The 9777-nt window shown below is 60.8% G+C and carries 21 protein-coding genes; all 21 read right to left on the bottom strand.

Annotated features, from left to right (window positions below; genetic code table 11):
- Window positions 1-230 precede the first annotated feature (230 nt).
- The 21 genes from rplO to rpsJ all read right to left on the bottom strand — a co-directional run bounded on the left by rplO (window position 231) and on the right by rpsJ (window position 9759).
- Window positions 231-704 carry a 50S ribosomal protein L15 gene (gene rplO / locus ACHFFR_RS07125; RefSeq protein WP_394263574.1) on the bottom strand — a complete coding sequence of 158 codons (474 nt, stop codon included), beginning with the start codon at window positions 702-704 and terminating at the stop codon, window positions 231-233.
- Window positions 704-883 (bottom strand): 50S ribosomal protein L30, encoded by a 180-nt coding sequence (rpmD, locus tag ACHFFR_RS07120; protein WP_394263573.1) that lies wholly within the window; start codon window positions 881-883, stop codon window positions 704-706. Before rpmD ends, rplO begins: the two co-directional genes overlap by 1 nt.
- The gene (rpsE, locus tag ACHFFR_RS07115) at window positions 880-1575 is read right to left on the bottom strand and encodes a 30S ribosomal protein S5 (RefSeq protein ID WP_394263572.1); all 696 of its coding nucleotides are present in this window, start codon (window positions 1573-1575) and stop codon (window positions 880-882) included. Before rpsE ends, rpmD begins: the two co-directional genes overlap by 4 nt.
- Before the next feature lie 22 nt (window positions 1576-1597).
- A complete protein-coding gene (gene rplR, locus ACHFFR_RS07110; protein ID WP_394263571.1) occupies window positions 1598-1957 on the bottom strand; it encodes a 50S ribosomal protein L18 in 360 nt (119 codons plus the stop codon).
- Window positions 1957-2493: a 50S ribosomal protein L6 gene (gene rplF / locus ACHFFR_RS07105; protein ID WP_394263570.1), complete on the bottom strand. Its 537-nt coding sequence runs from the start codon at window positions 2491-2493 to the stop codon at window positions 1957-1959. Before rplF ends, rplR begins: the two co-directional genes overlap by 1 nt.
- Before the next feature lie 14 nt (window positions 2494-2507).
- On the bottom strand, window positions 2508-2906 hold the full coding sequence (gene rpsH / locus ACHFFR_RS07100; RefSeq protein WP_394263569.1) for a 30S ribosomal protein S8: 399 nt from the start codon (window positions 2904-2906) through the stop codon (window positions 2508-2510).
- 55 nt (window positions 2907-2961) lie between these two features.
- The gene (locus ACHFFR_RS07095; protein WP_394263568.1) at window positions 2962-3147 is read right to left on the bottom strand and encodes a type Z 30S ribosomal protein S14; all 186 of its coding nucleotides are present in this window, start codon (window positions 3145-3147) and stop codon (window positions 2962-2964) included.
- 2 nt (window positions 3148-3149) lie between these two features.
- Window positions 3150-3698 (bottom strand): 50S ribosomal protein L5, encoded by a 549-nt coding sequence (gene rplE / locus ACHFFR_RS07090; RefSeq protein WP_394263567.1) that lies wholly within the window; start codon window positions 3696-3698, stop codon window positions 3150-3152.
- Window positions 3695-4039, bottom strand: coding sequence for a 50S ribosomal protein L24 (gene rplX / locus ACHFFR_RS07085; RefSeq protein ID WP_394263566.1), 345 nt, complete (start codon window positions 4037-4039; stop codon window positions 3695-3697). The genes rplE and rplX overlap by 4 nt, the downstream gene beginning before the upstream one ends.
- The gene (gene rplN / locus ACHFFR_RS07080) at window positions 4039-4407 is read right to left on the bottom strand and encodes a 50S ribosomal protein L14 (protein ID WP_394263565.1); all 369 of its coding nucleotides are present in this window, start codon (window positions 4405-4407) and stop codon (window positions 4039-4041) included. Before rplN ends, rplX begins: the two co-directional genes overlap by 1 nt.
- 86 nt (window positions 4408-4493) lie before the next feature.
- Entirely contained in the window at window positions 4494-4775 is a 282-nt protein-coding gene (rpsQ, locus tag ACHFFR_RS07075; RefSeq protein ID WP_394263575.1) for a 30S ribosomal protein S17, read from the bottom strand.
- Window positions 4776-4786: 11 nt separating this feature from the next.
- Window positions 4787-5020 carry a 50S ribosomal protein L29 gene (gene rpmC, locus ACHFFR_RS07070; RefSeq protein ID WP_394263564.1) on the bottom strand — a complete coding sequence of 78 codons (234 nt, stop codon included), beginning with the start codon at window positions 5018-5020 and terminating at the stop codon, window positions 4787-4789.
- The gene (rplP, locus tag ACHFFR_RS07065) at window positions 5020-5436 is read right to left on the bottom strand and encodes a 50S ribosomal protein L16 (RefSeq protein WP_394263563.1); all 417 of its coding nucleotides are present in this window, start codon (window positions 5434-5436) and stop codon (window positions 5020-5022) included. Before rplP ends, rpmC begins: the two co-directional genes overlap by 1 nt.
- Before the next feature lie 5 nt (window positions 5437-5441).
- The gene (gene rpsC / locus ACHFFR_RS07060; protein WP_394263562.1) at window positions 5442-6278 is read right to left on the bottom strand and encodes a 30S ribosomal protein S3; all 837 of its coding nucleotides are present in this window, start codon (window positions 6276-6278) and stop codon (window positions 5442-5444) included.
- 2 nt (window positions 6279-6280) lie between these two features.
- Window positions 6281-6637, bottom strand: a complete 357-nt coding sequence (gene rplV / locus ACHFFR_RS07055) for a 50S ribosomal protein L22 (RefSeq protein WP_394263561.1) — start codon at window positions 6635-6637, stop codon at window positions 6281-6283.
- An 18-nt stretch (window positions 6638-6655) separates the two neighbouring features.
- Window positions 6656-6937, bottom strand: coding sequence for a 30S ribosomal protein S19 (gene rpsS, locus ACHFFR_RS07050; RefSeq protein ID WP_394263560.1), 282 nt, complete (start codon window positions 6935-6937; stop codon window positions 6656-6658).
- 15 nt (window positions 6938-6952) lie between these two features.
- Entirely contained in the window at window positions 6953-7789 is an 837-nt protein-coding gene (gene rplB / locus ACHFFR_RS07045) for a 50S ribosomal protein L2 (RefSeq protein ID WP_394263559.1), read from the bottom strand.
- A 32-nt stretch (window positions 7790-7821) separates the two neighbouring features.
- Complete coding sequence (rplW, locus tag ACHFFR_RS07040) at window positions 7822-8157, bottom strand: 50S ribosomal protein L23 (RefSeq protein WP_394263558.1); 336 nt, start codon at window positions 8155-8157, stop codon at window positions 7822-7824.
- Window positions 8130-8774 (bottom strand): 50S ribosomal protein L4, encoded by a 645-nt coding sequence (gene rplD / locus ACHFFR_RS07035; protein ID WP_394263557.1) that lies wholly within the window; start codon window positions 8772-8774, stop codon window positions 8130-8132. Before rplD ends, rplW begins: the two co-directional genes overlap by 28 nt.
- 2 nt (window positions 8775-8776) lie before the next feature.
- Entirely contained in the window at window positions 8777-9439 is a 663-nt protein-coding gene (gene rplC / locus ACHFFR_RS07030) for a 50S ribosomal protein L3 (RefSeq protein WP_394263556.1), read from the bottom strand.
- Between the two features lie 11 nt (window positions 9440-9450).
- On the bottom strand, window positions 9451-9759 hold the full coding sequence (gene rpsJ, locus ACHFFR_RS07025) for a 30S ribosomal protein S10 (RefSeq protein ID WP_024963332.1): 309 nt from the start codon (window positions 9757-9759) through the stop codon (window positions 9451-9453).
- Window positions 9760-9777: the final 18 nt, after the last annotated feature.

The raw sequence follows: 9777 nt of genomic DNA, 5'->3' as shown, positions 1-9777 counted from the left end.
ATGCCGGCCGGATGGCCGTCGCTTGCTCGGCCGTGCGAACCGAGCATATGTGTACCGATGTGGTACTGGGCCGCACATGCGACACCGCTTCACTATACCCGTTACCGAAGGATTGCCTAACACCCAATGAGTGCCGTATATGCCACAGATGACGAGGTAATTGAATGAAAAATTAATGGCAAAAGAAAGGTCGGCTTCCACGCTGAGGTGGAAGCCGACCCATCAAGCATTTAGGCATCGCGCTTCGTGAGCGTTCCGCCTGCAGCCTCGATCTTTTCCTGAGCCGAGCCCGACCACGCGTCGACGGTCGCGTTGACCTTGACGTTGATCTCGCCCGAGCCGAGGATCTTGACGGGGCGGTTCTTGCGAACTGCGCCCTTCTCAACGAGGCTGTCCACCGTGACGTCTCCGCCATCGGGGTACAGCTCGTTCAGCGCGTCAAGGTTGACGACCTGGAAGTACACCTTCGCCGGGTTCTTGAAGCCGCGAAGCTTGGGCAGACGCATGTGAAGTGGCATCTGTCCACCTTCGAACCCGGGACGAACCGTGTTGCGAGCGTAGGTACCCTTGGTACCGCGGCCGGCGGTCTTACCGCGCTTGCCACCCTCGCCGCGTCCGACGCGGATCTTCGGCTTGTTCGAGCCGGGTGCCGGGCGCAGGTCGTGGATCTTCAAAGGCTCAGAATTCTGTGTCGAATCAGCCATTAGTCGACCTCCTCCACTTCGACCAGGTGCTGGACCTTCTGGATCATTCCGCGAACTGCGGGATTATCCGGAAGGGTCACGCTCTGGTGAATCTTCTTCAGACCAAGCGAGCGCATCGTCTCGCGCTGGTTCTGCTTCGAGCCAACAAGGCCCTTCTTCTGCGTAATCTTCAGCATCATGCACCAACTCCTGCGGCAGCTGCCTCGTTCTCTTCGCGCTGGGCTTCGAGTTCGGCATCTTCGCGTTCCTTGGCCTCGTGCTCGGCACGGGCGCGCAGCATCGCACGCGGAGCAACTTCGTCAACCGGAAGGCCGCGGCGCGCTGCCACTGCCTCAGGCTGCTCAAGCTGCTTCAGACCTGCGATGGTCGCACGGACAATGTTGATGGCATTGGACGAGCCAAGCGACTTGGTCAGGATGTCGTGGATGCCTGCGGCCTCCATGACGGCGCGGACCGGGCCGCCGGCAATTACGCCGGTACCAGCCGACGCCGGGCGCAGAAGGACAACGCCAGCTGCGTCCTCTCCCTGAACCAGGTGCGGGATGGTGGTGCCAATGCGCGGAACCTTGAAGAAGTTCCTCTTGGCCTTTTCGGTGCCCTTAGCAATTGCTGCGGGAACTTCCTTGGCCTTGCCGTAACCAACACCAACGGTGCCGTTGCCGTCTCCCACCACAACGAGTGCGGTGAAGGACATGTTACGACCGCCCTTGACGGTCTTGGCAACACGGTTGATGGTCACGACGCGTTCGATGTATGCGTTCCTGTCATCGCGACGATCGGAACGACGCTCGTTGCGACGCCCTTCACGGCGATCGCGGCGCTCTTCGCGCTGATCGCCGCCTTCGCGGCGTCCACGCTGCTCTGCAGCCATGTCTATATCCTCTCGTTCCAGATCACAGGGTCAGGCCGGCTTCGCGGGCGCCATCGGCAACCGCGGCCACACGACCGTGATACTTGTTTCCAGCGCGATCAAGAACGACGGCGGAAATGCCGGCGTCGACCGCACGCTTACCTACGCGCTCGCCAACTTCGCGAGCGACTGCAACCTTGTTCTCGAGGTCGGACGGGAAGTCCGCTTCGAGACTGGATGCATATGCCAAGGTAATGCCAGCCGAATCGTCGATGACCTGAGCGATCATGTTGCGGTTCGAGCGGGCAACTGCCAGGCGGGGACGCTCGGCGGTGCCAACGACGCGCTTGCGCAGGCGCTGGTGACGGCGCTTACGCGCTGCGTACTTTGCCTTGGTAGCCATTACTTACCAGCCTTTCCAGCCTTGCGGCGCACGTGTTCGCCAACGTAGCGAATGCCCTTACCCTTGTACGGTTCTGGCTTACGTAGCTTGCGGATGCTAGCGGCGAGTTCGCCAACCAGCTGCTTGTCAATACCGGCCACCGAGAACTTCGTCGGGCCATCAACCGTGAACGTGATGCCTTCCGGAGCCTTGACGGTGATCGTGTGCGAGTAGCCGAGGGAGAACTCGAGGTCCGTTCCCTTGGCGAGCACGCGGTAACCGGTGCCGTTGATCTCAAGATCCTTCTTGTAACCTTCCGTCACACCCACAACGTTGTTGTAGATGAGCGTGCGGGTCAGACCGTGAAGTGAACGCGATTCGCGCTCGTCGTTCGGACGGCTGACGAGAATTTCCTCGCCCTCCACCTCAACCGTGATGGGCTGGGGAACGGACTGAGTCAGTTCGCCCTTCGGTCCCTTAACGGTAACGACACGGTTATCAACCTTGACCTCGACGCCGGACGGGATGGCGATCGGGAGCTTACCAATACGTGACATGATGCTCCTTTCGCTTACCAGACGTAGGCGAGGACTTCCCCACCTACACCCTTGTCCTTGGCCTCGCGGTCGGTAAGCAGGCCGGAGGACGTGGACAAGATGGCCACGCCCAGGCCGCCGAGGACCTGAGGAAGATTCGTGGACTTCGCGTACACGCGCAGTCCCGGCTTCGAGATACGGCGCAGGCCAGCGAGCGAGCGCTCACGGTTCGGGCCGTACTTCAGGGTTAGTGTGAGCGTCTTGCCCACGTTTGCGTCTTCGACGTTAAATCCGTCGATGTATCCCTCACGCTTGAGGATGTCGGCAATGGATGCCTTCATCTTCGAGTACGGCATTTCAACCGACTCATGGAACGCCGAATTGGCGTTGCGCAGACGCGTGAGCATGTCTGCGATCGGGTCTGTCATAGACATCGGGCCTCAGCCCTTCCTCGTCGTGGTTTCCTCTTCGGACCTTCGACGTAGTTTCTTACCAGCTTGCCTTCTTCACACCTGGGAGTTCGCCCGCAAGGGCCATCTCGCGCAGGCAGATTCGGCACAGGCCGAACTTACGGTAGACGGAATGGGGGCGTCCGCAACGCTGGCAGCGCGTGTATGCGCGCACCGCGTACTTCTGCTTCCGAGCCGCCTTATTCTTTAGAGCAGTCTTTGCCATTGTCAGTTCTCCTTGAACGGGAAGCCGAGCTGACGCAACAAAGAGCGCCCCTCGTCGTCGGTCGTCGCGGTGGTGACAACGGTGATATCCATGCCACGGACGCGATCAATCTTGTCCATGTCGATCTCGTGGAACACGGTCTGCTCGGTCAGGCCGAACGTGTAGTTGCCGTTGCCATCGAACTGCTTGGGCGACAGGCCGCGGAAATCGCGGATGCGCGGCAGTGCGGTGGACAGCAGGCGATCAAGGAACTCCCACATGCGGTCACCGCGAAGGGTGACGTGGCAGCCAATCGGCTGGCCCTCGCGCAGCTTGAACTGCGCGATCGACTTGCGAGCCTTGGTGACCTGCGGCTTCTGGCCCGTGATGGCGGTGATGTCGGCAATCGCGCCGTCGAGGATCTTGGAGTCGCGTGCTGCGTCTCCCACACCCATGTTGACGACGATCTTCTCGACGCCACCGACGTTGTTCACGTTCGCGTGGTCGAATTCCTTCTGCAGTGCCGGGAGGACTTCCTCGCGGTACTTAGTCTTCAGACGAGGCTGAGTCACAGCTCGATCTCCTCTCCACCACGGCGACCAATGCGTTCACGCATGATCTTCTTGCGGCCGTCGCGCTCCACCTCAACCTCGCGGAATCCCACGCGGATCGGCTTCTTGTCTGGACCGACGAGCATCACGTTAGACACGTGGATCGGGGCCTCGATGGTTTCAATTCCTCCGGTAGCTGCACCGCGGTCGGTACGACCAACACGGGTGTGCTTCTTGACGCGGTTTGCGCCTTCGACGATCACGCGATCATTCGCGGTGTCGACCTCGAGAACAGTGCCCTGCCAGCCCTTATCTTTGCCTGCGATGACCTGAACGAAGTCGCCCTTCTTGATCTTCGCCATTAGATCACCTCCGGTGCGAGCGAGACGATACGCATGAACTGCTTATCGCGCAGTTCACGTGCGACCGGTCCGAAGATTCGGGTGCCGCGTGGCTCATTCTCATTCTTGAGGATGACTGCTGCGTTCTCGTCAAACTTGATGTACGAGCCGTCGGAACGGCGCGTGCTCTTCTTTGCGCGGACGATGACGGCCTTGACGACCTCGCCCTTCTTGACATTTCCGCCCGGACTTGCGTCCTTGACGGCGGCGACGATGACGTCGCCAATTCCGGCGTAGCGCCGGCCAGAACCGCCGAGCACGGAGATGCAAAGGATTTCCTTCGCTCCCGTGTTATCGGCGACCTTAAGCCGCGACTCCTGCTGGATCATTTACATATCTCCTGTCGTCGTGCCGGTTCTCAAACTTGAGCCTTGCCGAACGGATGGGTTCTCTTCCTTGGGGCGAGCCCCAAGAATCACTTGGCCTTTTCGATGACCTCGACCACGCGGAAGTGCACGGTCTTGGACAGCGGTCGGGTTTCCATGATGCGGACGAGATCGCCTTCGCGAACCTCGTTAGTCTCGTCGTGGGCCTTGATCCGCTTGGAACGGGTCATGACCTTGCCGTACAGACCATGCTTACGGCGATCTTCGACCTGGACCACAACGGTCTTGTCCATCTTGTCACTGACGACGTAACCGGTACGAACCTTGCGGTAGTTACGCTGCGTCGTCTCTGTCTTCTCCTGCTCGCTCATCTGCGACCTCACTACTTCTTCTTAGCCGTCGGGGCGGTGCGGATTCCGAGCTCGCGCTCGCGTGCGATCGTGTAAATGCGCGCAATGTTGCGGCGCACTTCCTTGAGACGACCGGAATCTTCTAGGCGGTGGGTCACAGCCGAGAAACGAAGGTTGAACAGTTCTTCCTTCGATTCCTTCAGGCGTTCTGCGAGCTCTTCGTCGCTGAGCTGATCGAGCTCTTCAGTGGTAATGCCCTTAGCCATTATTCACCATCCTCACGGGAAATAAAACGAGTCTTCATTGGGAGCTTGTGCTGGGCACGGGACAGTGCCTCACGCGCGAGTCCCTCGTCAACGCCGGCGAGCTCAAAGAGCACACGGCCCGGCTTCACGTTGGCGACCCACCATTCGACGGAGCCCTTACCGGAACCCATGCGGGTTTCGGCCGGCTTCTTCGTGAGCGGGCGGTCCGGGAAGATGTTGATCCAGACCTTGCCACCACGCTTGACGTGACGGGTCATTGCGATACGAGCTGCCTCAATCTGGCGGTTGGTAACGTAGGCCGGCTCAAGAGCCTGGATACCGTACTCACCGAAAGCCAAGTTGTTGCCGCCCTTGGACATGCCCTTACGAGTGGGGCGATGCTGCTTGCGATGCTTTGTTCGGCGGGGAATGAGCATGTAACTCAGGCCTCCGTTTCCTGGGTTGCCGGCGCCTCGGTCTGCTCGGCGGGAGCAGCGGGAGCCTCGGTTGCTGCCGGAGCGTTCTGCTCGGCTTGCTGGTTCTGACGACGACGATCGCCACCGCGTCCGCCGCGACCGCGACGATCGCCACGGCCACCGCGACCACGCGGGGACTCGGCTAGCGAGCGGTAGTACTCGGCGTCGGTGATGTCTCCGCGGTAGATCCACACCTTGACGCCGATGCGTCCGAACGTGGTGCGGGCCTCGTAGAAGCCGTAGTCGATGTTTGCGCGGAGGGTGTGCAGTGGCACGCGGCCCTCACGGTAGAACTCCGAGCGCGACATTTCTGCGCCACCGAGACGGCCGGAGACCTGGACACGAATGCCCTTGGCGCCGGCGCGCTGAGCGGACTGAATGCCCTTGCGCATGGCACGACGGAAGGAAACACGCGAAGCGAGCTGCTCTGCGATTCCCTGTGCGACGAGCTGTGCGTCAGCTTCGGGGTTCTTGACTTCGAGGATGTTGAGCTGGACGGCCTTGCCGGTCAGCTTCTCGAGATCCTGGCGAAGACGATCGGCCTCGACGCCGCGACGACCAATGACGATGCCCGGGCGTGCGGTGTGGATGTCGATGACGACGCGCTCGCTGCGACGCTCGATGTTGACACGCGAGATGCCGGCGCGCTCGAGGTTCTTCTCAAGCAGGTCGCGGATCTTGATGTCCTCACCGAGGTAGTCGGCGTAGGTCTGACCTTCCTTGTTGGAGTCCGTGAACCACTTCGACCTGTGATCGGTGGTGATTCCAAGACGGAAACCAATCGGGTTTACTTTCTGTCCCATGCTTAGGCTCCCTTCTCGTTACCAACAATGACGGTGATGTGGCTCGTGCGCTTGAGGATGCGGTTTGCGCGTCCCTGTGCACGGGGGCGAATGCGCTTCATGGTCGGGCCCTCATCAACGTAGGTTTCAACAATCTTGAGCTCGCTGTCGTCGAAACGCTCGCCTGCCTGCTCGCTTTCGTAGCGGGCGTTAGCAATTGCGCTCTGGACGATCTTGCGAATGTCCCTAGCAACCGCCTGCGGTGCGTATTCGAGCACGTCCAGGGCGTCGGCTGCATTCAATCCGCGGATCTCGTTGATCACACGGCGTGCCTTCATGGGCGTGACGCGAACATAGCGCGCCTGTGCCTTGGCTTCCATTTTCCTGCCTCTCCTGCCTTACCGGCGACGGCCCTTGCGATCGTCCTTGTCGTGACCCTTGAAGGTACGAGTCGGAGCGAATTCGCCGAGCTTGTGGCCAACCATGGACTCGGTGATGAACACCGGAACGTGCTTGCGGCCGTCGTGGACTGCGAATGTGTGACCGAGGAAGTCCGGGGTGATAACCGACCGGCGCGACCAGGTCTTGATGACGTTCTTCGAACCCTTGTCGTTCTGCTCGTCAACCTTCTTCTGAAGGTGATCGTCAACGAAAGGACCTTTCTTCAAACTACGTGGCATAGCGAACTACTCCTATCAGTGCTTCTTGCCAGTCTTGCGACGGCGCACAATGAGCTTGTCGCTGGGCTTGTTGGGATGACGGGTGCGCTTTTCCTTCTGGCCCCATGGCGAAACCGGGTGACGTCCGCCGGACGTCTTGCCCTCGCCACCACCATGCGGGTGGTCGAACGGGTTCATGACAACACCGCGGACGGTCGGGCGGACGCCCTTCCAGCGCATACGGCCTGCCTTGCCCCAGTTGATGTTGGCCTGCTCGGCATTGCCGACCTCGCCGATGGTTGCCCGGCAGCGCGCATCGACGTTGCGGATCTCGCCGGAGGGCATACGCAGCTGAGCGAGCTTGCCTTCCTTAGCGACGAGCTGCACGGATGCGCCGGCCGAGCGGGCGATCTTGGCGCCGCCACCCGGGCGAAGCTCAACTGCGTGGATCACGGTACCAACCGGGATGTTGCGCAACGGCAGGTTGTTGCCAGGCTTGATATCAGCGGACGGGCCGTTCTCGACGATCGTTCCCTGCTTCACGTTCTCCGGAGCGAGGATGTAGCGCTTCTCGCCGTCTGCGTAGTGGAGCAGGGCGATGCGAGCCGTACGGTTCGGATCGTACTCAATGTGCGCGACCTTCGCGGGGATACCATCCTTGTCGTGACGACGGAAGTCGATCACTCGGTACTGGCGCTTGTGTCCGCCACCGATGTGGCGGGTGGTGATGCGTCCGTGGTTGTTACGGCCGCCTGTCTTGGGGAGCGGGCGCAGGAGCGACTTCTCCGGCGTCGATCGTGTGATCTCGACGAAGTCGGCTACGCTCGAACCGCGACGACCAGGGGTCGTCGGCTTGTGCTTGCGAATTCCCATGAGTTCTTATTCCTCAATAACTTTCCGCCGGCTTAGCCGACGATATCGCCGTAGATGTCGATCTGACCCTCACGCAGAGTGACGATCGCGCGCTTGGTATTCTTGCGGCGGCCGATGCCATCGCGGGTGCGGCGGGTCTTACCCTGGCGGTTCTGCGTGTTAACGGACTCAACCTTGACACCGAAGATTTCCTCGATAGCAAGCTTGATTTCCGTCTTGTTCGCGGAGGGGTGCACGATGAACGTGTACTTGCCCTCATCTTCGAGACGTGCGGCCTTCTCAGAGGCGACCGGCTCGAGGATGACGTCGCGAGGATCCTTGTTGTGGAACGATGCGTTAGTCACTTCGTTTCCTCCTTGGAAGTCCATGCCTCGTAGGCAGCTTCGGTGAACACGACGTCGTCGGACACGAGCACGTCGTAAGCGTTGAGCTGATCGGCGTAGATGATGTGCGCTTCGGGAGCGTTGCGCAGCGAGAGAATCGAGATCTCATCGGTGCGATCAACGACGACGAGCGACTTGGCGCGTCCGTCCGTCACCTCGAGCAGAAGCCCGAGTGCCGCCTTCGTGGACGGCTTGTCGCCATCAACGAAGCCCTTGACGATGTGCACGCGGCCGTGTGCTGCACGGTCCGAGAGCGACTGGCGCAGAGCTGCAGCGATCATCTTCTTGGGGGTGCGCTGCGTGTAGTCACGCGGCTGCGGGCCGTGAACAACTCCACCGCCAACCCACTGCGGTGCGCGGATCGAACCCTGACGGGCGCGACCAGTTCCCTTCTGACGCCACGGCTTGATGCCGCCACCGCGGACTTCGCCGCGGGTCTTGGTCTTGTGCGTGCCCGCGCGGCGTGAGGCGAGCTGTGCGTTAACAACCTGGTGCAAAAGAGCGATGTTCTTCTCTTCGAGGCCGAAGACGGCTTCGTCGAGCGTGATGTCGCCAGACTTCTCACCAGAGAAATCGATGACGTCAACCTTGAGGTTTGCCATTGTTAGGCTCCCTTCGCGGCAGTACGGATCACGACAGCGCTACCCTTGTTGCCGGGGATTGCGCCGGACACGAGGAGAACGTCGTTCTCGGTGTCCACTGCGTGAATGGTCAGGTTCTGGACGGTGACGCGGGCGTTGCCCATGCGTCCTGCCATCTTCTGGCCGCGGAAGACGCGGCCCGGGGTTGCTGCTCCACCGATAGAGCCAGGCTTGCGGTGGTTGCGGTGCGCACCGTGCGATGCCTTGCCGCCCGAGAAGCCGTGACGCTTCATCGTTCCAGCGAAGCCCTTGCCCTTCGACTTGCCAACGACGTCGACGACGGCGCCGGCTTCGAACGTGTCGACGCCGAGCTCCTGGCCGAGTTCGTAGGTGTCGGCATCCGACGTGCGAACCTCGGCAACGAAACGACGCGGCTCAACGCCGGCCTTCTCGAAGTGGCCTGCGAGCGGCTTGGTGACGTTCTTGTTCTTCAGCTCGCCCGAAGCGATCTGGACGGCCGAGTAGCCATCCGTTTCCTCGGTGCGGACCTGGGTGACAACGTTCTTGCCAACCTTGACCACGGTGACGGGCACGAGGTTTGCGTTCTCGTCCCACACCTGGGTCATTCCTAGCTTTACGCCGACGAGCGCCTTGACAGGCGCCGTGGCGGTCTTGTTCTTCGTCATGATGCGTTACCTCAGAGCTTGATCTCGACGCTGACATCAGCCGGGAGATCCAGGCGACGCAGGGTGTCAATGGTCTTCAGAGTCGGATCGACAATGTCGATCAGTCGCTTATGCGTACGCATTTCGAACTGCTCTCGACTGTCCTTGTACTTGTGGGGCGAGCGAATAACGGTGAAAACACTGCGCTTGGTTGGCAGCGGCACCGGCCCCACGACCGACGCTCCAGTACGGGTAACTTCGTCGACGAGCTTTTTCGCTGCGTTGTCGATGACCTCATGGTCATATGACTTCAGACGGATGCGGATTTTCTGTCCCGCCATGGCGTCGTCTCCCTCTCT

Origin of the sequence: Trueperella sp. (assembly GCF_043424875.1) — a bacterium.
GTDB lineage: Bacteria > Actinomycetota > Actinomycetes > Actinomycetales > Actinomycetaceae > Trueperella.
Note: the sequence above shows the minus strand (reverse complement) of the source record. Positions and strands in the feature narration are given on the sequence as shown.